We start from the raw sequence: 23730 nt of genomic DNA, 5'->3' as shown, positions 1-23730 counted from the left end.
TCGAGGTTGGACTTCCTATGATGTTGAGAGCATCTATACTCACTATTGGGAATGAGGTTGTGCAGGGAAGGATTCTAAATACTAACTCCCAATACCTGGGTAGAAGACTCACTCTACTAGGCTTCGATGTTGTATTATCAGCATCTGTGCCTGATAGAATGGATCTGATAATAGAGATCTTTGAGATAGCGCATAAAAGATTCTCATCAACGTTAATAGTATCTACAGGAGGCTTAGGACCAACATATGATGATATAACCTCTGAGGCTCTCTCAAGATATTTAGGAGAAGAATATGTGATCAATGAGGATGCTCTGAGGATGGTAAGGGAGAAATATGCCTCAAGGGGGCTAGAGCTAACCCAGGAGAGGATTAAGATGGCAATGATGCCTAGAAGCGCTACACCAATATATAATCCAATAGGCACAGCCCCAGGGATAATGGTTAGGAAGGATAATACTATCTTTATAGCCCTCCCAGGTGTTCCAAGCGAGATGCAGGCTATGTGGGAGCAGAGTGTTGAGCCTACGTTAAGGAGTATGAGTGATATGAGGATCTCTGAGAAAACTGTGACTGTAAAAGGTGTTATGGAGTCTAGTGCTGCGAGAATTATAAATAGACTTGTAAAGGAGAACCCCAGGATCTATGTGAAGAGCCAGCCAAAGGGTATGGAGCTTGGAACACCTATCCTAGATATATATATAATGGCATCATCACCTAGATATGAAGAGGCTAAGAGGGAGTGTGAGAGTACATGTGAAAAGCTTGTGGAAGAGCTGAGAAACCTTGGAGGGAGGATCTGGGATACATGTTTATGCACATAAGAAAGATATAAACCCCCTAGTGTCTAAAAAATAGGTGGGCCCATGCCTAAGCTAAGTGAAGATGATAAGAAGAGAATCATTGAAAAGGCTATTGAAACCCTGAAAAAGATCTATGATCCTGAGATACCGATAAACATATATGATCTAGGGCTTATATACGATATAAAGGTCGACGATGAGGGCATAGTAACAGTTACAATGACCCTCACAGCGATTGGATGCCCTGTTTCTACAGAACTCCCATATTTTGTCTATGAGAACCTTGTTAGCGCGTTACCAGAAGCTAAAGAGATATATGTGGACGTGGTCTATGACCCCCCATGGAATCCAACTAAGATGACTGAAGAGGGTAGAAGGATGTTTATAGAGATATATGGATATGATATAGTCGAGCAGTGGAAGAAAAGAATGGGGCTAGGCTAGCTAGAAGACACATCTAATCTTCTTAGAAACAGCCAGTGTCGAGGATAATAGATCTTAAATCCTACTTAGAGCCTAGATCCCGCCTTCCATTTTAACAGTAATAACTACGTAGCCCTCTTTTCTTTCTATGGAGATAACCTGGAATCCTACTTCTTCAGCATGTTTAGGGATCACGCTTGTACATGTTTCGTCATCGGTATATACCTTGACAACCCCAACTCCCCCTAGCTTCATAAATACTTTAACAAGTTCTATAAAGGGTTTGGGGCATAGCTGGCCCCTCGTATCTAGTATAACCTCTTTCTCCGTATCCATGGATATCACCTTGGAAGCTCATACTCTCTATACTCTATTTCAAAATCCCTATAGTCTCCCCTATATTCCTGCCACTCTATCTCCACCTTCTCAACTCTAGCTAGTGGTGGGCCTCTCCTACACTCATCGATCAGCTTTTTTATATCCTCCTCCTCTCCCTCAGCTACTATTAATACACTTCCATCTGGCTCGTTCCTCACAAACCCCGTTAATCCTAGCTTCTTTGCTCTTCTAAGCGTCCAACTCCTATATCCTACTCCCTGTACCTCTCCATATACTTTGATCACTGCTCTACGCTTCATAGAGCTCGAACTCCTTTAGATATGCTTTTGCAGAAATATATTTCCTGATCGTTGATGGTGCTAGAACCCTAGCCTCGCCTTTTGAGATCACCCTTCCTATTCGTATAGGCTCCTCACCCCTCTCTCTCAGCTCTGCCTCTATATCGTCTATAACCCTCTTACCCGCTATAATTACTGTTGCACCATTTGTTCCTGAGGTTGCATTTGGTATTATATAGTTCTTTGTTGCAAACTCGCTTAGCTCTGGGGAGAGGAGCGGGATCCTATCGATCCTTATAGATGCTCTTGAGAGCTCTGCGAGCTCCTTTATAACATAGATCCCAGGGCCTGTAACATCTGTTGTAACAGCTATGTGTCTCTCTGGGTCGAACTCCTCTTCTAGATGGGGTAGTCTCTTCTCAATAGCCTTTGCAACCTCTATATTGGGCCTAGCCATTTTATCTATTATCCCCTCCTTAATCTCTAGAAGCCTATCAACACCTATCCCGTATTGTCTCTTCAGCTCCTCCGCTATCTCTCTATCTAGCATGCACATCATATACACATTTATAGAGGCTAGCTCCCCTATAGGCCTTGTAACTAGGATCTCCATTCCAGGTGAGACCTCGTCATAGAAGAACGGGGGCTTTCTATCTGTCTCAGCAAATACTGTTGCCCCCATAAGAAGAGATCCTGCATCTGGCTGAGGAGCTCTAACCACCCTCGCTCCCAATGCCTCCGCATATCTATTAACATTATCCTCGATTCTCCTCCTCAGATCCTTAGAGGGAGAATCTATCACAGGGATTACTATCGTATTTCTCCATGCCCCGAGGGTATATAGATCGTTTAGGGAGTTTCCAAGGGCAACAGCTGTCTGCCTCATACTCCCAGGATCCTCTGCAGGATCGATTATCTGGATGGTATCGTTATTGCCAACAACAAGCCTATCTTTATTACTATCTCTTACTTTTATATAATCGAAGATCATAAATTGCGCCTTAGGATCTGCAGTTACTATTGAGTGCCCCTTCCCAATCACTATACCCGGCGATGCCTGTGCTACCCTTGAATATATGGCCTTAACCACCTTTGCAAGGGAATCGGGGTTATCAGCGATCCTCTGATAGACCTGGGCCAAGACTATAGCTCTTTCTGGCGATAGTTTTCTAAGCCTCTCCTGATCCACATCATCCTCGTTCCTATAGATCTCCCTTGATACTGTGAACCCATCTATAGATCCCTGGAATATATCTGCATCTCTCCTCGGCGCTATACTCATCCCAAGCCTCTCAAGCTCACCTTTGATACTCCTTATAGCTGGATATAGAACTGTTAAGAGATCTACCTTAACTGCGCATCCAGTTGCTAGTGAGAATGGGTTTACACCTAGAGCTCTATACTCCTCAATCCTCTTAGAGAATTCCCTGAAGAGATCTTCATAGCTCAACCTACCCTCCCACCCCTCTTCCTAATAGAGATCCTATACTCCCCCTCACCAATTTTCTCTATCGAGAGAACCTCATGCCCATTCTTCCTAGCAACTGCAGGGACATTTTCACAGCTGAGTGGATTGTCTATGAGCACCTCAAGTATAGATCCATCCTCAATCTTATCTATAGCCTTTAATGTAAATATCTGTGGATATGGACACATATAGCCCCTAGCATCCAGCCTGTAAACTCCATCACTAATCTTCTCAAGATCTATCTCCATGCCATGCATGGCTAGAACACTCTATTAGATTTTTCTGCTTGGAAGAATATAAGATAATCGGGGATTATCATTTTATATTATATCAAATTAAACTGAGATCTATAATTATACAACTCTAAATAATCTCTATTTGATTATTTATTAGCCTTGTAATAATGTATTATCTGAGGCGATAAAATGGGAGAGATCATAAATGGGATCGATGTGGATAGGTTGAGAGAGCTTCTGAGGGAGGCTGAGAAGAACCCAGATCTTGTGTCAAAGATCAATAGATGGACGGCTAGAGTTAGATGGCTTGGCCAAGGCTTTAACTTCAGATCATATGTTAGAAACCATAGCTTCTTAATATCTGAGCCCTCAGAATTAGGAGGCCCCGATACAAGTCCCAACGCTGTTGAATATGTTCTCTCAGCTCTCGGTGCTTGTTATGCTACTGGTTTTGTTCTTAATGCTACTAAGAGGGGTGTTAGGATTAGAAATCTAGAGATAGCCCTCGAGGGTGAGATAGACAACATACTAGTATTCCTAGGACTATCAAACCAAGGACACCCAGGATATAGAAGAATAATAGCAAAAGCCTATATAGACGCAGAAGCAGACGAAAAAACAATAAAAGAAATATGGGAAGAAACAGTAAGAACATCACCAGTAGGAAACACACTAGCAAGACAAGTAGAAATAATACCTGAGGTTAAGATTGTGAGGTGAAATATGATGAGCATCCCCAGACTCTTCCCAGTCACAGTTGTTGGTAGCTGGCCCAGGCCTAGATGGCTTCTCGAGGCCCTTAGAAAGAGGAGGGAGGGAGCTATATCCCAAGAGGAGTTTGATGTAATCGCAGATGAAGCTGTGCTTCTAGCAGTTAAATATCAAGAAGACGCTGGAGTTGATATCCTTAGTGATGGGGAGCAGAGGAGGGATAACTTCTACTCCTTCATCGCTGATAAGGTCTATGGGGTAGAGTTAAAGACTGTTGCGGAGATAGTAGATCTCGTGCCAGATAAATCTAGGTTTGAGTCGCTCCTCAGAAGCCTTGATGTCCCCACATACTCCATTAGAAACCCGGTTGTAACCTCTAGGCTGAGGGTTGGCCCGAGAGGGATTGCCAGGGATGAAGCATCGTTCCTGAGAGAGCATACCACAAAGCTTATAAAGGTTCCCCTACCAGGGCCTTATCTCCTCACAAGATCTAGCTGGGTTCCTGGGATAAGTGACAAATATTATCAATCTAGAGAGGATCTGGGCTTCGAATATGCTAAGATCTTGAGGGATGAGATCATAGCTCTAAGAGATCTCGGCGTCTTCTTCGTCCAGCTAGACGAGCCTGTGTTAACCGAGGTGGTATATGGAGCTGACCAGTCTCAGCAGACCTTTATGTGTGCAGCCCTATTCAGCAGGAGAAATCCTAGAGAAGAGCTGGAGTTCGCCGTAGAATTAATAAACGAGGCTGTAAAGGGGATAAGCGGTATAAAGACAGGGATCCATATTTGCAGAGGTAACTGGAGCAGAAGGGAAGAGGCTCTCTTAAAAGGAGATTATGTGCCTCTAATGCCATATCTAGCTGAGACAAAGGTTGACCAGCTAGTGCTTGAATTCGCAACACCGAGAGCAGGGGATGTAGAGGCTCTGAGAGACTATATAGGGGATAAGGAGCTGGGCTACGGGGTTGTTAATCCGAGAACAGATGAGGTTGAGAGCCCCCAGGAGATTATATCGAAGGTTAACAAGATACTTAGGTTCATGGATGCTAGGAAGATATATCTCAACCCAGACTGTGGATTCGGGACATTTGCAGAGGCTCCCGTGAATACTCCGAGGACAGCTTTTAAGAAGCTCAGGTCTATGAGAATCGCTGCTGAGGAGCTTCGAAGGCTATATGGTGAAAAGTAGTTGGATCCAAAGGATATATTTATTGATGCTGAAGCCGTTCTAAAAGGGATCGATTCAGGATCGCTGGTTGTAGTTGATATAAGGCCTTTCTCCAAATATGCGAGAGCACATATACCCAAGGCGCTCTGGATATACTTCTGGGACTTCACAGAACATGAGAAGGGGATGCCTTCAAAGCCAAAGGATCCCCAAGAGATCGCAAGGATACTCGGCAAAAACGGCATAGCTAGAGAGGATAGGGTAGTTATAGCATATGATAGAATGAGCATCGGGCTTGCCAGCTATACATATTGGTATCTAGAATACATGGGGCAGGAGGAGATCTACCTATTGAAAGGGGGTATGGAAGAGTGGGAAAGCAGGGGCTTTCCTCTCGAAAAAGGTGTTGTAAAGCCACAGCCGAAGGAGTATAGACCAAGGATCAGGGATTTTATAAGATCTACTTTAGATGAAATAGCAAAGATCGTAGGGGGGAAGGAGGAAGCCCTACTTCTAGATATAAGAACATATGAGGAGTACATAGGCTCGCTCCAAACCACCCCAAGGCCGGGGAGGATCCCTAGAGCCCTGTGGATCCATCCAAACATATTCATACAGATCCTTAATGGGGATAGAACAGCTCTAGAAAGAATAGCGGTTATCATTGAAAAAGCCAGAGAAAAAAAGATAATCACCTACTGTGCAACAGGCGAGAGAGCCTCAATAGCATGGTTGGTTCTCAGCAAGATACTAGGTCTAGAGAATGTAAAACTCTACCCAGAATCCTTCTATGAATATTCATCAAAAAAAGAGCTAGAAATAGAACTAGGCGAGCCGTCGGCTAACTATTAATTTTCAATAATCCTATCAAACTATTCAAACCATTATTTAGTGTCTCTAGCTATCTTGGGATAACACGCCTAGGACTAGGCATTGGCTAAACCGGGCAAGAGACTGGAATATAGTCCAAATCCCGTTTCTCCCTAGGAAACCCTCACCCTCTAGGGTGGAGAGGAGGTTACTCCTCGATTGGCGGGCTTACTGGTTTTGTTTCCCTCCATCTTTCCGGTGTTGGTCTTCCCCAGAAATCAGATCTATATCTTAGCTGCTCATACTTCCACTCTATGGGCTTCCACTTATCAGGATCTAATATAACATAGTCTCCCTGATAAAGCTCAACCCTATTTCCATCAGGATCTCTTAGATATAGATAGAAACCCCTTGTAGCTCCATGCCTACCGGGGCCTCTCTCGATTGAGTCCCACATGCCGAGACTTGCTAATAGATCTGCTATTTTAACCAGATCCCTCGGCTCATATACGTAATATGCGAAATGGTGGAAAGCCACATGCTCAGCCTTAGCTATGGCGACCTCGTGGGAGCTATGTGTATATCTAGTAGAGAGCCACGCTAATTGCTTAGAACCATCGGGTCCTAGGAAGTATTCTGTGAGTATAAAGCCGAGATCCTCTATATAGTATTTAATCCCATCCTCAAGATCCTTTAGCTTTAGCCCGAGGTTAACGTGGTGAAGCCTTATAGGTGGAGCGCCCCGGTGCATATGGAACTTAAGCCCTAGATCCCCAATATATTCTATATCATAGTGTAGCACCAACGGAACACCAAATTGATCTATAACCATTAGAGCATCTCCAATACCCTTTTCTTTAAACTTAAACACCCTACACCCTCTAGACATATAGTACTCCCTAGCCCTATCAAGATCATCTGGAGAGCCAACCCTAAACCCAACATAGCTAAGACCCGGCTGACCTGCCTCTCTAAGAACTAAGCTATGGTGCTGGCCCTCCTCAACCCCTTTTAAGTAGAGCTTGCCCCCGCTTCTCTCAACCTCTACAAACCCTAATATATCAACATAGAAGCTTCGAGCCTTTTCAATACTGGAGACATTCACAGCTACATGGGAGAGTCTATGTATACTATATATAGGCATTATACCTCCTCGAAAATTCTGAAACATATATCGGATATATCGTTTAAATCTAATACGTTTGATACTCTACTAAGAATAGGAGTAAACGCTTATAGCCAGAATTAGCTATTCATTTTATGAGGGCCCGTCGTCTAGCCCGGTTAGGACGCCGCCCTGACGCGGCGGAGGTCCGGGGTTCAAATCCCCGCGGGCCCACCAAATTTATATGCGTTGGTTTTATGACTAGCTAATCCTCTTACAGTTTAAATATGTTGCTTCTGTGCGTTTATCAAGCCCTCCCTTATAGCCCAAGATCATATGTTTATAGCTAGTTATTTAACTAGGCGATAACACTATGAGCTTGATGAGCGATGCGATGGGGGAGGAAGCAGTTTGAGAAAAACCCCACGTCCCAAGAGGAGAGATAAGCTCCTGCAGGTGGTGCAGAGAGAATATAGAGGGTGTGAGGACGAGTAGAGATATAAGACACAATGAACTTTATGAAGACTCAGCTACTCATCACTACCCGGGTTTCTTCTGTATCGATAATATATTCTAATTATGTTTGTTTATTTACGCTAGATCTTTCGCCTTCTCTTGATACTTGGGGGAATATTTCCCTAAGCCTCTTTTCCGCTATAGTATATGCTTCCTCTAACACCTTTTTAGCCTCCTGAGTTGCCTGAGGGCTATACCATGTAGATGGAGCTGTATATTCCCCTGATTCCATTATTAGTTCCTTTAAACCATTTTCTATCATCTGTACCTCTAATTCCATAGTTGGTATAAGTCCTTTGAAAACTCCTTTAATCTCTCTTAAGGCCGCTACTGCTGATCCTAGCGACTCTATCGCTTGCCCAATCGCTAGATAGTTCTCTATTTTAAGGGCTATTCCCTCTATTATGTATCTAAGGGCTGTCATATGCCTAAGAACGGATCTTATCTGACTAACCTCCCCAGCAACTATTCTAGCTCTAGCGTCATCTCCTATCGATGTTAGCTCTACTACTTTATTGAAGAGCTGTTTCTCCCTCTCCTCCAGCCTAGATATATATGTATCGATTCTTGTTAATAGGCTCCTCAGCATGATCAATACCGATTCGGCCTTCTCACGCCTCTTCCTATCAAGACCCTTAATCCCGGAGCTGAATAGCCCTCCACCTAGAATGCCCATATACCCCACCTAGATAGAGAGGTGGTTATATATCCCCTTATATAGCCTGGGGCCCTTAAGCGAGGCTCAAATAGCATGTCCTTAAGAGCTTCTGAAACCGTATACATATAGTGATTACGCAGCAATAGGTGGGGGGTATGAAGACGCTATATACTAAGGATCTGCTCAGAGTAGGTGTAGATGGAAATAAATATAGAATTTGTGGTTGGGTTGATAGAATAAGGGATCTCGGTAAGGTTAAATTCGTGATATTAAGGGATAGAGAGGGTTCTATACAGATCGTTGGAAAGGCTGGAGAGACATCTCAAGAGGTTTTAGAGACAATAGCAACGCTTGATAGAGAGGATGTTATATGTGTAACTGGAATCCTCAGGAGAAACCCCCAGGCCCCTGGCGGTGCTGAGATAGCTGCCGAAAGGATAGAGGTTATATCTAAGGTGGTTGAGCCAGCACCGATAGAGGTTGGGAGTTCCCTCCAATCAGATCTCTCGACAAGGCTGAGATGGAGATGGCTAGATGTTAGAAACCCCAAGGTGATGGGGGTATTCATATTAGAGGCTGAGGTTGCCAACGCGTTTAGAGAGTACTTCAGATCAAATGGCTTCATAGAGATCTTCACACCAAAGATAGTTGGTGGAGCCACTGAGGGCGGGGCGGAGGTATTCCCCATAGTATATTTCGATAGACAGGCCTTCTTAGCCCAATCACCCCAGTTCTATAAGCAGATGGGTGTGATAGCTGGTTTCGAGAAGGTATTCGAGATAGGCCCTGTATATAGGGCTGAGAAGCATCATACGGTGAGACATCTAACAGAGTATCACTCGATAGACTATGAGGTAGGCTTTATAGAGGGGCTTGAAGACGTGTTAAAGGTGGCTGAGGGAGCATTCAAATATGTTGTTGAAAGTGTTCTTAGGAATAGCAGGACAAGGGAGATCATAGAGAGCTATGGAGCATCAGATATATTGATTCCGAAGGAGTTCCCCAGGATAACAATGAGAGAAGCATATAGAGTGCTAGAGGGGATGGGTAAGAGGATACCATATGGAGAGGATCTAGATTCAGAGGCCGAGAAACTGCTATGGACATATGCTAGAAAAGAATACTCTTCAGACTTTATATTCGTAACAGAATATCCATGGAAGGTAAGGCCGTTCTATGCTATGAGAAAACCTGGGGAGCCGGAGTGGACTCTAAGCTTCGACCTACTATTCAGGGGATTGGAGGTAGCTACAGGGGGGCAGAGAGAGCATAGATATCATATCCTGGTGGAACAGGCTAGGGAGAAGGGGCTAAATCCAGAGAACTTCTGGTTCTACCTAGAGTTCTTCAAATACGGGGCCCCACCACATGGTGGGGCTGGAATAGGCCTTGAGAGGGTTGTAATGCAAATACTAAAGCTACCGAATATAAGGGAAGCCAGATTGCTCCCACGAGATCCCGAGAGGCTCTTCCCATAGGATCTGAGAACTATTTCATAACTATAAGCTCTATGAAACCTGCCCTCATTCTAACCCGGATCTTATTTGGATCTGGTTCAAACGGTAGATCATACTTCAATCTATATCCCTTAATAGGAAGTGTGTCAGCCCCCATAGTACTTAGAGCTTTAATCTTATCCCTAGATATCTTTACCCTAAGCTCTATAGTCTTCTTAACACTACTCACCTCAATAGTATCTTTATCTGCACACGGAACATCTATTACGAACCTATACCCACCTTCAATAGCGCTTACAACTGAAAACCTTGTTCCTTTAAGGCGGGGATGGCGATAAGCTTATAAATTGAGTCCTCTAGTGTATTTCGGTGGCCTTGGCGGGCCAACCTCAAGCGGCTAAAATATAGCTATCCCCTCTATCTCTATGCCCGCCAGGGCCCCGGGCGTGATACATTGATCAGAACTGTGATGCTAAGGCTACTGCCGGATGAGGAGGCTGAGAAGAGGCTAAAGACGCTCTGTAATATCTCTTCAAAGCTCTGGAACGAGGTGAACTATGCTAGGAGGAGACAGTTCTTCGAAACCAAAAAAGTAGATCTTAAGAGCACGTATAAGGAGTTCTACGAGAGATATAAGAAGATAATCGGATCTGCAACAACACAGCAGATCCTCAACAAGAATGATGAGGCCTGGAGATCATTCTTCTCATCTTTGAAGGCTAAGAAGGAGGGTAGGCTACCACCGTTCATAACAAGGGTTAACCCACCTGGTTATAGGAAGAAGGGGAAGATCAGAACACTGTGGGCTGTGCTTAGAAACGACCAGTATAGGGTTGATGGTGAGTATATAGTTATTAAGGGCTTAGGAGCTATTGGATCTATGAGAGTTAGATACTCAGGCAGGATACATATTTCTGGGAGGCAGGGTAGGGCTGAGATACACTATGATGCTGATGATAAGAAATGGTATATATACATATCCTACGAGGTTGATAAGAAGGTAGTCAAGGGTAGTAGCTTTAGGATTCCTCTAAAGCCTCTTGGGGATAAGGAGGCCGGCATAGATATAGGTGTTAACAACCTATTGGCTATATATGTTGATGATGGATCTGCTTTATTGGTTAATGGGAGGCCTTTGAAGGCTATTAGCTTCTACTGGAGGGAGAAGATCTCTAGCTATCAAAGCACCTTGAATAGATATGGTTTGAGATCTTCTAGGAGGCTTAGGAGGATGTATAAAAAATGGAGAAGACAGATCAAGAGCTATATAGACTGGGCTGTTAGGAACACAATAGAATGGCTATATAGTGAAGGTGTTAAGAAGATATATGTTGGTCATCCAAAATATGCTGTACAGGAGCCTGGTATGGGTTCTAAGGTTAACTTCGAGATTGTCCATATATGGAGCTATGGATATCTATTGAGAAGATTGAGAGAGGTTGCTGAGGAATACGGGATAGAGATCGAGCATGTTGATGAGAAAAATACATCTAGGACATGCCCAATATGCAGAAGTATAGAGAATCATGAGAGAATAACAAGGGGGCTATTCAAATGCTATAAACATAACATCATATTCAACGCAGACCTCGTTGGGGCGTTCAACATACTAGCTAAAAAGAAGGCCATAACCCCGAGTCCCGCGCTATGCGGGATAGGGGTAATTGGCCGGAGACCCGGCCCAGGGCTAAACCCGGCGAAAGCCGGGAATGTAGCCCTAAACCAATGAACCGCCCTGAAGGGAACCCTCGCCCCTTTAGGGCGGGGAGGAGGTCAGGAATATATGGCACCTCTATATACATAATAATGGGATTATGGAGAGGGAAGAGGGTTTTCTAGAGGAGGGTTTTAAGGAGATCATAGGTGTTGCTAAGAGGATTCTCAGAGAGGTTAGATATGATATTGAAATGCTAGAGAGGATGGCGGATATATCATTTCTACTCAAAACATTCCAGGATCATGAGGGTTATTTAGAACCTCTATACACTCTGACCTCCTCCCCGCCCTAAAGGGGCGAGGCTTTCAGTTGTATAGATGTATTAGGAGGGGTATTCAGAGGAGGGTTGAGAACCGTTCACCTGAACTGTGGCAGATATATATCTGCCACGGCTTGGCTCATCACGGCTGGGTCTCGCTCTCTACCACCCTTCGGGGAGCTGTGCTCCCCCAGGTAATAAAGGGCATAGTGTTCATCAGCCTCGCTAATCTCATCGGCTTCAAACCCAATAAGAAAATGTTGAACAAAGCTTAAAAGCATTAATATACATGCCCAACTGTTCGCCCCGGAGGCGCGGGTTCTCGGTTGTCGACATACTCTAGTTAGAGACACCTAGACCTAAAGAGTGAAGGAAGAAGAGTAGGGGGAGGGGTAGGAGGCTAAAATATAGATTAGAGACATTCCCATATAGAAAATTCTACACATACCTAGATGTAGAGTTTAATGAGAGGTGTCTAGGTGTTGATGGTGAAGATGCTAAAGGCACATCCATAACATGCCTCAGGTTGCTGAAAATATTATAATGGATGTTATGTAGAGATATTTATAGAGATGATCTTGATCTCTGTTAGGTTGAGTATAGTTGACCTCACACCCTCTCTACCTCCTAACCCGCTTAGCTTAACACCTCCGAATGGTAGCGCGTCCCATCTAAGCCTTGTGCTATCATTTATCATTACACCTCCAGCCTCTATCTCTCTAGCTATTCTAAGGGCTCTAGCTATGTCCTTCGTAAATATTGCTGCTTGGAGACCATAATCTGTTATGTTAGCTAGCTCTATAGCCTCTTCCTCCTTAGAAAAGCTAACTATAGGTGCTACTGGTCCGAACACCTCTTCCCTCATAACCCTCGATTCTATGGGCGGTTCATATATAACGGTTGGGTAGAGGTAGAAGCCTTTTAACCTCATCCTCTCACCCCCATAGAGGAGCTTCCCGCCCTTTTCAACAGCATCTCTAATCATGTTTTCAAGGTTTCTTAAGGAATCCTCGGAGATAACAGGCCCCATATCTGTCTCCTCACTAAGAGGATCTCCAACCCTTATTCTCTTAACATTTTCTAGAAATAGCTCTGTAAATCTATCTTTGATCTTCTCGTGAACAATGATCCTCTTGCCAGCGTTGCAGTTCTGACCAGCATATTCATATCTAGCTCTAGCAGCAATCTGAGCAGCTCTCTCAACATCAGCATCCTCCAAGACTATTATAGGGTCTGAACCGCCCATCTCCATCATAACCCTTTTCCCCGTTGTAACAGCCTTCGAAGCTATAGCTAGGCCTGTTGCTGTAGATCCTGTAAAGGTTATGCCCCTCACCTTTCTATTACTCACAATCTCATCCCCAACCACAGATGCCGGCCCTGGCAAGACGCTTAGAACCCCCTTTGGAAGCCCCGCCCTATAGAGGATCGAGGCGAGCTCAAGAGCAGAGAGAGGTGTTGCAGAGGCAGGCTTAACGACTATAGTATTGCCAACAGCTATGTTTGGAGCCACCTTATGTGCAAAGCTATTAACTGGGAAGTTGAATGGGAGTATAGCCCCTACAACCCCTATGGGCTCTCTCACCTCCATAACTATTCTATTCTCATTGCCAGGCGGATATTCATAGGCGTCGACCCTATGGACCTTGCCCTCTAACACCATTCTAGCCTCTTCAGCAGCTATTCTGAAAAGCGCTATAGCTCTAGAAACCTCTACTCTAGCATCCCTTATCGGTTTTCCAGCCTCCATAGAGAGGGTTTTGGCGAGCTCCTCCCTAGAGGATTCCATGAGATCCGCTGCTTTCTTCAAAATCCTTATCCTATTGATTAGAGGTTCTTTTGAAAACCTCTCGAAGGCCTCATATGCCATATCTATAGCCCTTCTAACCGTGTCCCTATCCGAGGCTATGGATACACGATCAACAACTTCCCCTGTACCAGGTGATATAATATCTTGATAAGATCCGGTTTCGATCCATTCACCCCCGATAACTAACTTCCTCATAGAGGCCACCCAAAGACCTCAGATAATACTCCACCAGCTAAAATATATTTTTTCCTAGAATAGCTATTGATCCTTGGAGCTCTTAGTAACAGACTTGAGCCTTGGCTAAACCAATACTCGCTATTTAAAGAATGGATTGAAGATCGGCTCTAGAAATGCTTCTATTTCCTGCCCCTGCTTTTCATATACTCTATAGCCTCTAAAACCCTCCTATTTATCTCATTAGTAATAGCATCTTTATCCATCGGATCCTTTATCCTCGCAACAAGTATGATCTCGACGTTATTTTCATCTGCTCTTCTAGTTATAATTGTTGGTGGGAATCTATCATCTAATCTTGATCTAAGCTTGTTAACTCTCTTCAAAATCTCTGCCTCAACCTCCGCTATATCGAGACCCTTCTCGATAAGAATCGGTATTATGATCTCTCTCCACGCCTCCCTAGTCTCGTTAACAACTATATTGGATACGAAGAACGAGTTAGGTATCGATATAGTCTTACCATCATCTGTCAGAAGAACAGTTACTAGGGGGTTGATCTCTATCACAGATCCTGTATATCCGGCGATGCTTATTCTATCGCCCACCTTATATGGAACATATATATCTGAGAAGTACTTGCTCGCTATGTTAGACAGCACATCTTTGAGAGCTATTATAGCTGCTATACCTAGGAGAACTATTATAGCTATGAGGATCTCTGCCCTAAGGCCCAGCTGCTCAATAGCGATAAGGATCCCCACAGCCCATATGAAGGCTGAAATACCCTTTCTAATCCTAGTTAAAACCAGGTGTGGTAATATTGAGAATGCTCTCTTCACAATACTATCAAGGATTTTTACTACTAGCCATGTTGCTAAGATGATTCCTATGAAGTAGAAGAGAGGGTATATTGTTTGAAGAATAGGTATAAGTTCTTCCAGAACCATCTACCTACCCTCGATGGTTCTCTCTATAACCTCCATCTCCTCCTTAAATACTGTATCGATATAACATCTCTTAGAAGTCTCATACCCCCTTCTTCCAAGCTCTTCTGCGAGTCTCTCGTCTTTTAAAACAATCTTGATCTTCTCTGCGATATCCTCAAAACTATTTGGATCTACTATGAAGCCGTTCTCACCATCCCTCACAAGATCTGCTACACCTGCATTGGAACTCACAATAGCTGGCTTCCTATATAGCCAGCCCTCAACAACCACAAGCCCAAACCCCTCTATAATGGATGGGAGAAGAACAACGTCTGCCCTGGAATATGCTGCCTCAAGATCCCTCTGACCTAAATACCCAGTCATTATCACATCATTCGCCAAGCCGAGCTCATTAGCTAGGCTAGAGAGATATCCAGCCCATCTCTCCCCCTTGCTAAGCCCTATCCCGTTCTTAGAGCTTGAGAAGCTGCCGTTTCCAACAAGCATAAGCTTCGCCTCTGGGATTTCCTTTTTCACAAGCTTAAGAGCCTTAATAGCTCTATCCTGACCCTTCATCGGATCCATCCTAGCGACAACGAGAATCAGTTTATCATCAGGGGCAATACCGTATCTAGATGCAAACTTCTCCACCTCATCCCTTGAGGGGATTTTATACTGTGTAGGATCTATATATGGGTACATCTCAACAACTCTACCTCTATAGCCCATCTCAACCAGGTTCTTTGAGTATCTCTTGCTGCTTACGATTATAGTATTATATTTATTGAGATAGAGATCTAGTGAGGGGATCCACGTATCCGGTATCAGACTCTTCTCCAGCGGAATATGCCATCTAAAGATTCTAGGCTTTATAGTAGTCAGCATAGTCCCTAGCGGGATATGTTGGAAGTCATGTATATATATTATATCGAAGTCCTCCTCACGATCAAGCATATCTACTGCTTGGGCAACCCTTCTATTATAGTATATGTAATCTATATATTCATCCATCCACATTAGATCCTGGGCTTGGGAGACACTCTCATGGATCATATGAAGAGTTCCCCATATAACCTCCTTCGCCTTTCCATACCCTTTTATCCTCTCTGTTGGAACCGAAACATGGTAGATCTTTATCCCATTGGCAACCACAGTTTGAGGAGCGTTGGGATTAAGCGAGACCCACCATGGGGATCCACCCATGTCTACAAGCCTGCGGAGAAAAGGGTAGACCATTCTGGTGACGCCGCCAGGGCTTAATATATAGTCCTCACCTTCTCTAAGTAATGAGAGATCTACTTGGCCCTGGACAGACCCGAGCCTTTTGACTATCTCCTCAATGCCTATCTTGAATCTAACCAAAGGGGTCTGGGTAATAGTGATCATATGAAATACTATGGAATACCACCAAATATAGTTATACCGGGGGGATAAAATAGAAGAGGGTTTCTCGAAATTATTATAATATGCCGATACCTGTAGATCTTCTTCTAGCCATGTCAAACGCCTCCCTATCGATCCTTCTCTCGATCATCCACTCCCTCAATGCACCGGTTATTATAAGGGGTTTTTGCCTAAGCTCAGCAATATTTCTAGATCCTGTGAGGAATAGCACTGCTTTTATACCATGTATCAGGCTTTTAAGATATATCTTTAACCTCCCAGAGTAATAGGCCTCCAGGGCTGGCTTAGCTATTCCAACTAGATCTGCGCCTAGGGCGAGGGCTTTGGCGGCATCTAAAGCAGATCTTATACCCCCGCTACCTATTATGGTGAAGTCTGGAGCAGCATATCTAGCCTCTATAATAGATGCTGCAGTTGGTATACCCCACATAGATAGATCGTTAGCCACTAATACCTTAAGATCTTCACCCCTTCTCTCTGCCCTATATTTCTCGACAAGCACCCAGTTAGTGCCTCCATAGCCAGATACATCTACGATTTTGATCCCTATCCCTCTGAGATCCTCTATAACCTCCATCGACAATCCACACCCTGTTTCCTTAACTATTACCGGTCTCTCTAGAACCGATGCTATATGCTCGAGACTCTTAAGAACACCCCTATATACGGGCTCTCCCTCCGGCTGTATAACCTCCTGGGCTGGGTTTAGATGTATTGCTATTGCATCTGCATCTATCATCTCTATAGCCCTCCGAACCTCGCTAACCCCATAGCCTTTGACAAGCTGTGGTGCGCCTAGATTGGCTATTAGAACTGTGCTGGGAGCAACTTTTCTAACTATTGAGAACGACTCGATTCTCGAGGGATCCTCTATAGCTGCCCTCTGAGACCCCACCCCCATCGCTATACCAAACTCCTCAGCAGCCTCAGCCAGAGATTTATTTATATGGGTAACATCTCTGTGGCCACCTGTCATCCCCGTTATAACTATGGGTGCTCTTAGCTTCTTACCAAGAAAATCTATGCTTAGCTCGACATCCTCAAAGTTTATTTCAGGGATAGCCCTATGGATTAGATATACATATTCGAGCCATGTAGTCCCGGGACCCTCAACGTCGTGTGTTAGAACTATATCTATATGCTCGAGCTTTCTTGATGGTGTACTCAATATAGAATCACCGTCCCAATGTCCTCATATCCAATAAGAGCTTTATATATATACCCATTTTTCCTACCGTTAAACACCAAGGCTCTCACACCGCTCCTCAGAGCCTCTATACCCTCTAAAATCTTCCTCCTCATACCCCCTGTAACATCGTAGCTCGAGGAGCTCCCTTCGAGACTCGCCATATCCCTTGAAACCCTGAACTCCTTCAAGAGCCTAGCACCAGGCTGGGAAGGATCTCTATCAAATACGCCATCAACATTAGTGGCGAACAAAACCTTCCTACTATTTAGCCTCAATGCTAAAAGCCATGAGATCGTGTCTCCAGAGAGCACCACATATCCCTTCTCTCTAGAGACTATCGCATCCCCATATAGAACAGGTATTAAACCCCTCTCAACCATTATATGTATAGGTTCAAATAGATAGTTAAAGAGTCCTGGGGAATCTTCGTAGAATACAGCATGAGTGGCTATAGATATAGCTGGTAGCCCTCTTCTTCTCAACCTGCTAACCAGCTCTCTATTAAGCTCACCCATCCACCAGGTAATCTCTGAAAAACCATCTTCATCTATATGCCCCTTACTCTCCAGAATCTTCCTAACTATATAGTGTCCATAACTACCCCCTCCATGGATTATCACCAATCTTTTAACCCCCTCTCTATATGCCTTCTCTATGTCAGAGCATACTGCTTCAATAGCATTGATATCTATAGTTAGAGGTCTATTCTTATCCGTTACTATGGAGCCACCAATCTTGAGGATCAAAGGGCCCTCCTGCAACCCTCTCCTATGGAGAATATAAGGTCTCAGAGTAATTATTAATTGCGACGAGAGAGGATGAGGATGAGCGCAGAGAAGATCCATGTTAAATTCTCAGTCCCACCAGAGGTAGCTGAGAAGGTATATGAGCTTGTGAGCAAGGCCGCGAAAACAGGGAAGATAAAGAAGGGGACAAACGAAACAACCAAGGCTGTTGAGAGAAACCAAGCTAAACTAGTGGTGATAGCGGAAGATGTTCAGCCTCCTGAGGTGGTTCTACACCTTCCATATCTATGTGAAGAGAAGAAGGTGCCGTATATCTATGTACCTAGTAAAAAGAGGCTTGGAGAAGCTGCTGGCATCGCCGTTGCTGCTGCAAGCGTAGCGGTTCTAGATCCTGGGGAAGCTAAACAGCTATATGAGGAAATAGTGAAAACAGCTAATGAGCTAAAAGCTAAGGGTAAATAATACATTATTTTCTATTTTCTTCTTTTTTCCGCCTTCTCACCAGTCCTAACACCTTTACCACTCACCTGCTGTCTTTTAATAGAAACACCTCTTGCGAAAAAGGCATAGCCAATTGAAAGCCCAACAAGTATGCCAGCTATAACTCCACCTGATAGCCATCTGGCTATCTCAACATTACTTGGAGGCCTGGTAACGGGTGGAAGAGTTATATATGATATAACGGTTACCGTAGTGATGTTAGCTGTAACGTTCTCTACGCCGATAGCAGCTGTAGCCCCTATAGGGGTAGAGGTATTGGTTGCGGTAGCATTTATAGATGTGTTGGTTGGTGTAGGAGTTGTATTAGTAACTACAACACTAGTGTTGGTAACTGTTTCATTAGTAGTTAAAGCCGTGGTAGGGATATTCAATGTAGTATTTGTGGCGCTCGTAGAACCCTCCTGAGCATCGGTATTCCCGATAGCACTAGCACTGCCCTGAAATCCCAGAAATACCATGGTTGATACTAGCATTACAATTATTAAATACTTTGGAAGATCATATCTGATTTCCATAGCTCCTCTCCTCTGTGTAGATATTTAATATGCTTTTAAGCAGTCATAGCTGAAATCTCCTAGCATTAGAAATGAAACAGAAAGAGGTTAAAGGAAGACACTATTTTCCAAGGATAATATAACAAGGTATGTCAGAGATGAAAACCGATTATAGCGATCTCTCGATTACTAATATCGCTATATTCATTACTTTTTAAGATCTTTTAAAATCATCTCTAACCTCTTTCTAAGTATCTCGGATACCTCTCTACCGTCCGCCTTTCCCCTCACCACTTCCATGATCCTTCCCATCATATAGCCATATGCCTTATCGCCTCTTCTCAGGATCTCATCTCTATATTTCACTATCATTTCCTCGATCAATTTCTCCAACTCTTCCCTCCCGATCTTTTTGATCCCCATCTCCTCTATAGCCTTTGAAGGCGGTACATTTTTCATACATACATATTTAATTACATCTGGCAGAGCTTCTTTAGAGAAGGCTCCCTTGGCGAGTAGGCTTATCGCTTCCTCAATAGTCTCCTCTGAGATCATATCTATGTTTGGACACTCAGATCTGAGGGATTTAAGTGTATTTATAAGGGTTGAGGCTATGAGGGAAGGTTGGATAGCTTCTCCATATCTCTTTACTAGATCTTCGTAGAGGGGTAAATATCTAGATCTAATGATCTGTTCGGCTAGCTCCTTACTAAGCTTGTGATCCTCTACAAACCTCTTCATCTTAACCTCAACTGGTTCTGGCACATATTTCTCAGCCTCTGTTAGAAGCTGGTCTGTGACTATGAGCGGGGGTATATCTGTTTCTGGATACATTCTAGCAGCACCTGGCTGGGGCCTCATATAGAATGTGGTGCCATCCTCGTTAGCAGCCCTAGTCTCTCTCGGGACTCCATCGAAAGCCTCTAAGATCCTTTTGATCACTGCTTCAAATGCCTTTAAAGCCTTCTCCCTCTGATCTACTATTAATATAAACGCGTCTCTAGATCTATCTAGCTTTAAATATTCATAGAGAGTGTTTAAAAACCCCTCATCGATCCCATAGCCTGGTAGCTCATCACTATGTATAAGACCCTTAACACCTCCCCACTGTCTTGCATAGTCCGCAAGTTCGGTTCCAAATCTCCTTCCAGGACCTAGATCCCATCCTAGGAGGCCTTTAAACCCTTTTAGAGGTAGGATCAAGGCTGAGGCTCCTCTCTGAATAGCGGATCTAACCAGCCTGCTCTCACATCTACCCATGATCTCTGTAGCATCTACGAGAGCCTCTCTAGAGATTTCCTCCTTCTTAAGCCCCCTTCTATGGATTTCATCTCTTAGCCGGAGCAATCTATACTGTCTATATGCCTCATACTCAACAACCTTTGATACGAGCTCGAGCCTCTGAACACCCTTAATCTCGATCTTAGCCCCTCCCTTTATAGATATGTTGAGATCCTGTCTGATCGTCCCAAGACCCCTTTTAACCTTCCCAGTAAGTCTTAGGAGAAGCCCTATCTTATATGCAACCCTCTCAGCTTGCTCAGGGCTATGTATATCGGGTCCTGTGGATATCTCGATAAGTGGTATTCCAAGCCTATCTAGCGAGTATATCACGCTTCCATCTTCTTCCCCTATCTTTCTAGCGGAATCCTCTTCAAGGGTTATGCTCTGTATTCTGATCAAACCCTCCTCATCCTCTATATAGCCTCCAAGGGCTATCACAGCTGTTCTCTGGAACCCACTTGTATTAGATCCATCAACAACTATTTTCCTCATAACATGGATCTCATCAACTGGTCTGGCGTGGAGAGCCTTCGCAATAGCTAGGGCTATCACAACAGCCTCTCTATTTATCATATGGGGAGGCTCTTCATCCAACTCCACAAGGCATGTAGCCTCTCTGGGAGCTATATATTTAAATAGCCTTCCCCTTTGATACTCAAAGAGAGCAGCAGGATCTATATCCCCTAACTCGCTCCTACTAGCCCTAAGCCTTCGAATAATAACTGGAGCCCCCTCTAGATTTTCAACTATTTTTGTGGGGCAGCTGCAAAAGAGCTTAGACTCTGTATCCAACTGCTGGTGTATTTCGAGACCCACTACAAGGCCGAGCTCTCTATAGTCAAGCCTATACATTTCGCCCCCTTCACCTAGATAATATTATAGCCAAACACTTTATACTAAAGATCCCTATATAGCTAGGTTTTCCGCTTTACAACCAAAACCCTGTCTCTCAGAGTAGGGGGTCAGAGTCTCCATAATAACTAGAACCCCACCCTATATAACATTTCGATTCCCCCCACTCTAAAGAGTCGGGGTTTTAGTTGTTAAGCCTTGTTCAAAGGCGATTTAGATTTCTATGGTGGGTTTAAGCTAACCTGTTGTCCAGTTATCTAAGAAGTTAAACTCTATAGATCTTCTCTTTTTATCCTTATACCAAGCCTTCCTCCAGTTGGCCCAGTTGCTCCGTTTATCCCATGGATCGTACCACTGGTAATCAATACATGTGACACTGTGTTTAGAGCATATCTTGAATACCTTTCTCCTTATCCTAGACCAGTAACCCTCACTGCCGTATTTAACGGTCTTGTAGATCTTCATGATCTCGCCTTTATCAAGCCTTTCCTTCATGATATTCCAAGCCCTATCATATATGTTAAACATGTCGAATACAACCAAGCTATCGCTTGCTCTAGCAGCCTCTATAACCGGTTCTATATGCTCCTCACTATCGTTAAGGCTAGGTATTATGGGTCCAAGGAATATCCATGTATAGATCCAGGCTTTAGAGAGTTTCTCAAGAGCCCTGGCCCTCGCAAGTGGGTGGGGGGCTCCTGGCTCTATTACCCTAGCTAGCGAGGGATCCATTGTGGTTATGGTCATACCAACATCTACGATCTCTCTGAAGTGTCTCAACAGATAATAATCCCTCAGGACTAGGGGAGACTTTGTCTGTATAGATACCCTAAATCTATATTTTAAAAGAAGCTCTAAAGATCCTCTTGTAAGCTGGTACTTAGCTTCTATAGGCATATATGGATCCGTTATTGTGGAGACACCAACAACGCCTTTCTTAGCACCCCTCAGAATCTCTTTCTTGAGCACCTCAACGAAGTTTATCTTAACAGCAACCACCTCGCCCCAGTTATCCGCAGCCTCCCTTATCCCTGTGAAGTCTCTAGCATAGCAGTAGATGCATCCAAAGGTACATCCTTGATATGGATTAATGCTATAATCTAGATCTGGGAGCTTTGACCTATACAGGGCTTTAGATACCTTTATCTCGATGATCTTCTTGGGTATCAAGTTCTATCACCAATATAGCTTGTGATCTTCTTCGAGGTGAGTAGGGAATAGACGCCTGATCTAGCTAGAAACCTCTTTATAGGGGTTCTCATGATCTCCCCAACCCTTTTTAACGCTTCGCCTAAATCGCTGAATTCCTCCGGCTTAGACCTATACATGGCCCTCATATTCTCCCTAACATACCAAACACCAATAGGTAGATTAAACCCCTCATATATCTCTCTCCACGTTATAACAGCAGCCTGTCTCCTCATATGGCTCAGAGCTTCAAGCGTTGCTAGTCTTGATGCGTAGTAGCACCCACCAATCCCTGGATAGTCTTTCCTGCCATGGTAGCCTTCGTAGTCGATCTCGACCCAGGGTTCGGATCCCCACATATTCCAGGTGGTTCCTGGATACCATGCCTCCCCCCACTCGAATGCCCATGTATGTGGTATCATAATAGCTATGAAGAGGTTTTTATCAACCGATCTCTTAAATAGTAAAACACTATCTAACAATTTATATTCTTTAACCCTTTCCAATAATGTGTCAGAGACTATCTTGTCAACAGCTGTTATGGCCCACCTAGTAGGAACTAGCCTCCTCTTCCTACCAATAGCCCCTATACTGAGGATCCTAGAGATCCTATGCACATCTATACCTCCTCTATATAGAATAGCTATTGCCTCGCTGGCTTTGAGATCTCTATCACTATACACCTTCTCAACAACCCTTTCCAAAGGCTTTGAGGAGGTGATGCTTATCCTTTTAAGCGGTGCTGAGGGGCCCATTGGAGGGGAGATCTCGCTTAGAATAACATCTCCCCTGGGGCTCCGCTCAAAGAGCATCTCAACATCTAATGGTGTTGGGCTCATAGAGAGAATCGCTATCTCCTCTAGCTCCCTGGTAGGATTATTAGCATCATATACTCTAAATGTTTTATAGCCTCTCACAAGTGATAGTCTCATAGTAAGGAACTCCTCCAGATCCATATGGATCCATTTCGAAGGATCTTCATAGTGAGAGGTATCGCCCTTAACAGGAGGAGAGGCTGGGTATACCCTTACAAATGGATAGCCCTCCCTACCTATGAAAACACTCGGCGGTGAGGATCCATCTAGCTCTCCACGCTCAGCCCGCTTTACCCTTATACTCGCAATTGTCTCAACAACTATGGGGCAATATGCTAGTCCACAGAGGTATTTAGAGCCCCTACACCTTATACAGAGCTGGGGAGGAACCTTT

General features: G+C 44.0%; 25 protein-coding genes and 1 tRNA gene. 10 read left to right on the top strand and 16 right to left on the bottom strand.

From position 1 onward, the window contains the following. The first annotated feature begins 17 nt into the window (after positions 1-17). Positions 18-824 (top strand): nicotinamide mononucleotide deamidase-related protein, encoded by an 807-nt coding sequence (locus QXE01_00745; GenBank protein ID MEM4969760.1) that lies wholly within the window; start codon positions 18-20, stop codon positions 822-824. 42 nt (positions 825-866) lie between these two features. After that, positions 867-1247: an iron-sulfur cluster assembly protein gene (locus QXE01_00740; protein MEM4969759.1), complete on the top strand. Its 381-nt coding sequence runs from the start codon at positions 867-869 to the stop codon at positions 1245-1247. A gap of 72 nt (positions 1248-1319) precedes the next feature. Here QXE01_00740 and QXE01_00735 read toward each other — a convergent pair whose 3' ends face one another. Genes QXE01_00735 through QXE01_00720 form a run of 4 tightly spaced genes read right to left on the bottom strand, consistent with a single transcriptional unit; the run spans position 1320 to position 3568 of the window. Beyond that, positions 1320-1562, bottom strand: coding sequence for a sulfurtransferase TusA family protein (locus QXE01_00735; protein MEM4969758.1), 243 nt, complete (start codon positions 1560-1562; stop codon positions 1320-1322). A gap of 5 nt (positions 1563-1567) precedes the next feature. After that, positions 1568-1864 (bottom strand): acylphosphatase, encoded by a 297-nt coding sequence (locus QXE01_00730; GenBank protein ID MEM4969757.1) that lies wholly within the window; start codon positions 1862-1864, stop codon positions 1568-1570. Further along, positions 1854-3293 (bottom strand): SelD-related putative sulfur metabolism protein, encoded by a 1440-nt coding sequence (locus QXE01_00725; protein MEM4969756.1) that lies wholly within the window; start codon positions 3291-3293, stop codon positions 1854-1856. Before QXE01_00725 ends, QXE01_00730 begins: the two co-directional genes overlap by 11 nt. Next, positions 3290-3568 (bottom strand): sulfurtransferase TusA family protein, encoded by a 279-nt coding sequence (locus QXE01_00720; GenBank protein MEM4969755.1) that lies wholly within the window; start codon positions 3566-3568, stop codon positions 3290-3292. Before QXE01_00720 ends, QXE01_00725 begins: the two co-directional genes overlap by 4 nt. A gap of 168 nt (positions 3569-3736) precedes the next feature. Between QXE01_00720 and QXE01_00715 the strand changes: the two genes are divergently transcribed. The 3 genes from QXE01_00715 to QXE01_00705 are packed head-to-tail and all read left to right on the top strand — an operon-like array spanning position 3737 to position 6280. Beyond that, complete coding sequence (locus QXE01_00715; protein ID MEM4969754.1) at positions 3737-4267, top strand: OsmC family protein; 531 nt, start codon at positions 3737-3739, stop codon at positions 4265-4267. A gap of 3 nt (positions 4268-4270) precedes the next feature. Continuing rightward, complete coding sequence (locus QXE01_00710; protein ID MEM4969753.1) at positions 4271-5449, top strand: cobalamin-independent methionine synthase II family protein; 1179 nt, start codon at positions 4271-4273, stop codon at positions 5447-5449. Beyond that, a complete protein-coding gene (locus QXE01_00705) occupies positions 5450-6280 on the top strand; it encodes a rhodanese-like domain-containing protein (GenBank protein MEM4969752.1) in 831 nt (276 codons plus the stop codon). A 166-nt stretch (positions 6281-6446) separates the two neighbouring features. On the opposite strand, the gene hpaD is transcribed toward QXE01_00705, so the two are convergent. After that, entirely contained in the window at positions 6447-7376 is a 930-nt protein-coding gene (gene hpaD / locus QXE01_00700; GenBank protein MEM4969751.1) for a 3,4-dihydroxyphenylacetate 2,3-dioxygenase, read from the bottom strand. A 126-nt stretch (positions 7377-7502) separates the two neighbouring features. Here hpaD and QXE01_00695 point away from each other — a divergent pair. Further along, positions 7503-7580 (top strand) — tRNA-Val (locus QXE01_00695). A 340-nt stretch (positions 7581-7920) separates the two neighbouring features. Here QXE01_00695 and QXE01_00690 read toward each other — a convergent pair. Beyond that, positions 7921-8535 (bottom strand): Snf7 family protein, encoded by a 615-nt coding sequence (locus tag QXE01_00690; protein ID MEM4969750.1) that lies wholly within the window; start codon positions 8533-8535, stop codon positions 7921-7923. A 137-nt stretch (positions 8536-8672) separates the two neighbouring features. Here QXE01_00690 and aspS point away from each other — a divergent pair, with 137 nt between their 5' ends. Next, positions 8673-9995: an aspartate--tRNA(Asn) ligase gene (aspS, locus tag QXE01_00685; protein ID MEM4969749.1), complete on the top strand. Its 1323-nt coding sequence runs from the start codon at positions 8673-8675 to the stop codon at positions 9993-9995. Between the two features lie 10 nt (positions 9996-10005). Here the strand turns inward: aspS and QXE01_00680 are convergent, their stop codons facing one another. Next, a complete protein-coding gene (locus tag QXE01_00680; GenBank protein MEM4969748.1) occupies positions 10006-10203 on the bottom strand; it encodes a hypothetical protein in 198 nt (65 codons plus the stop codon). 225 nt (positions 10204-10428) lie between these two features. On the opposite strand from QXE01_00680, the gene QXE01_00675 reads away from it, so the two are divergent. Both QXE01_00675 and QXE01_00670 read left to right on the top strand, forming a co-directional pair. Next, complete coding sequence (locus tag QXE01_00675) at positions 10429-11703, top strand: transposase (GenBank protein MEM4969747.1); 1275 nt, start codon at positions 10429-10431, stop codon at positions 11701-11703. A gap of 85 nt (positions 11704-11788) precedes the next feature. Continuing rightward, the gene (locus QXE01_00670) at positions 11789-11983 is read left to right on the top strand and encodes a hypothetical protein (protein ID MEM4969746.1); all 195 of its coding nucleotides are present in this window, start codon (positions 11789-11791) and stop codon (positions 11981-11983) included. A 517-nt stretch (positions 11984-12500) separates the two neighbouring features. Here QXE01_00670 and QXE01_00665 read toward each other — a convergent pair. From QXE01_00665 to QXE01_00645, 5 genes are all read right to left on the bottom strand, one after another. Then, a complete protein-coding gene (locus QXE01_00665) occupies positions 12501-13955 on the bottom strand; it encodes an aldehyde dehydrogenase family protein (GenBank protein ID MEM4969745.1) in 1455 nt (484 codons plus the stop codon). A gap of 161 nt (positions 13956-14116) precedes the next feature. Continuing rightward, a complete protein-coding gene (locus QXE01_00660) occupies positions 14117-14884 on the bottom strand; it encodes a mechanosensitive ion channel (protein MEM4969744.1) in 768 nt (255 codons plus the stop codon). Next, positions 14885-16249, bottom strand: coding sequence for a glycosyltransferase family 4 protein (locus QXE01_00655; protein ID MEM4969743.1), 1365 nt, complete (start codon positions 16247-16249; stop codon positions 14885-14887). A gap of 73 nt (positions 16250-16322) precedes the next feature. Next, positions 16323-17435, bottom strand: coding sequence for a type 2 isopentenyl-diphosphate Delta-isomerase (fni, locus tag QXE01_00650; GenBank protein ID MEM4969742.1), 1113 nt, complete (start codon positions 17433-17435; stop codon positions 16323-16325). Further along, positions 17432-18202, bottom strand: coding sequence for an isopentenyl phosphate kinase (locus QXE01_00645; protein ID MEM4969741.1), 771 nt, complete (start codon positions 18200-18202; stop codon positions 17432-17434). Before QXE01_00645 ends, fni begins: the two co-directional genes overlap by 4 nt. 72 nt (positions 18203-18274) lie before the next feature. Between QXE01_00645 and rpl7ae the strand changes: the two genes are divergently transcribed. Continuing rightward, complete coding sequence (rpl7ae, locus tag QXE01_00640) at positions 18275-18664, top strand: 50S ribosomal protein L7Ae (protein ID MEM4969740.1); 390 nt, start codon at positions 18275-18277, stop codon at positions 18662-18664. Positions 18665-18675: 11 nt separating this feature from the next. On the opposite strand, the gene QXE01_00635 is transcribed toward rpl7ae, so the two are convergent. The 4 genes from QXE01_00635 to QXE01_00620 form a co-directional block, all read right to left on the bottom strand. Further along, the gene (locus QXE01_00635; GenBank protein ID MEM4969739.1) at positions 18676-19218 is read right to left on the bottom strand and encodes a hypothetical protein; all 543 of its coding nucleotides are present in this window, start codon (positions 19216-19218) and stop codon (positions 18676-18678) included. 186 nt (positions 19219-19404) lie between these two features. Beyond that, entirely contained in the window at positions 19405-21333 is a 1929-nt protein-coding gene (gene gatE / locus QXE01_00630) for a Glu-tRNA(Gln) amidotransferase subunit GatE (GenBank protein ID MEM4969738.1), read from the bottom strand. A gap of 237 nt (positions 21334-21570) precedes the next feature. Continuing rightward, positions 21571-22503, bottom strand: a complete 933-nt coding sequence (locus tag QXE01_00625; GenBank protein MEM4969737.1) for a radical SAM protein — start codon at positions 22501-22503, stop codon at positions 21571-21573. Then, the gene (locus tag QXE01_00620) at positions 22500-23708 is read right to left on the bottom strand and encodes an Nre family DNA repair protein (protein MEM4969736.1); all 1209 of its coding nucleotides are present in this window, start codon (positions 23706-23708) and stop codon (positions 22500-22502) included. The genes QXE01_00625 and QXE01_00620 overlap by 4 nt, the downstream gene beginning before the upstream one ends. Between the last annotated feature and the right edge of the window lie 22 nt (positions 23709-23730).

It is taken from the genome of Sulfolobales archaeon (assembly GCA_038897115.1).
Classification (GTDB): Archaea; Thermoproteota; Thermoprotei_A; order Sulfolobales; family AG1; genus AG1.
This window is presented reverse-complemented; position numbering and strand designations above follow the sequence as displayed.

Coding starts and splice junctions, on each gene's coding strand:
- QXE01_00745 (MEM4969760.1), top strand. CDS start 18: ATGATGTTGAGAGCATCTATACTCACTATTGGGAATGAGGTTGTGCAG.
- QXE01_00740 (MEM4969759.1), top strand. CDS start 867: ATGCCTAAGCTAAGTGAAGATGATAAGAAGAGAATCATTGAAAAGGCT.
- QXE01_00735 (MEM4969758.1), bottom strand. CDS start 1,562: ATGGATACGGAGAAAGAGGTTATACTAGATACGAGGGGCCAGCTATGC.
- QXE01_00730 (MEM4969757.1), bottom strand. CDS start 1,864: ATGAAGCGTAGAGCAGTGATCAAAGTATATGGAGAGGTACAGGGAGTA.
- QXE01_00720 (MEM4969755.1), bottom strand. CDS start 3,568: ATGCATGGCATGGAGATAGATCTTGAGAAGATTAGTGATGGAGTTTAC.
- QXE01_00715 (MEM4969754.1), top strand. CDS start 3,737: ATGGGAGAGATCATAAATGGGATCGATGTGGATAGGTTGAGAGAGCTT.
- QXE01_00710 (MEM4969753.1), top strand. CDS start 4,271: ATGATGAGCATCCCCAGACTCTTCCCAGTCACAGTTGTTGGTAGCTGG.
- QXE01_00690 (MEM4969750.1), bottom strand. CDS start 8,535: ATGGGCATTCTAGGTGGAGGGCTATTCAGCTCCGGGATTAAGGGTCTT.
- aspS (MEM4969749.1), top strand. CDS start 8,673: ATGAAGACGCTATATACTAAGGATCTGCTCAGAGTAGGTGTAGATGGA.
- QXE01_00670 (MEM4969746.1), top strand. CDS start 11,789: ATGGAGAGGGAAGAGGGTTTTCTAGAGGAGGGTTTTAAGGAGATCATA.
- QXE01_00665 (MEM4969745.1), bottom strand. CDS start 13,955: ATGAGGAAGTTAGTTATCGGGGGTGAATGGATCGAAACCGGATCTTAT.
- QXE01_00660 (MEM4969744.1), bottom strand. CDS start 14,884: ATGGTTCTGGAAGAACTTATACCTATTCTTCAAACAATATACCCTCTC.
- QXE01_00655 (MEM4969743.1), bottom strand. CDS start 16,249: ATGATCACTATTACCCAGACCCCTTTGGTTAGATTCAAGATAGGCATT.
- rpl7ae (MEM4969740.1), top strand. CDS start 18,275: ATGAGGATGAGCGCAGAGAAGATCCATGTTAAATTCTCAGTCCCACCA.
- QXE01_00635 (MEM4969739.1), bottom strand. CDS start 19,218: ATGGAAATCAGATATGATCTTCCAAAGTATTTAATAATTGTAATGCTA.
- gatE (MEM4969738.1), bottom strand. CDS start 21,333: ATGTATAGGCTTGACTATAGAGAGCTCGGCCTTGTAGTGGGTCTCGAA.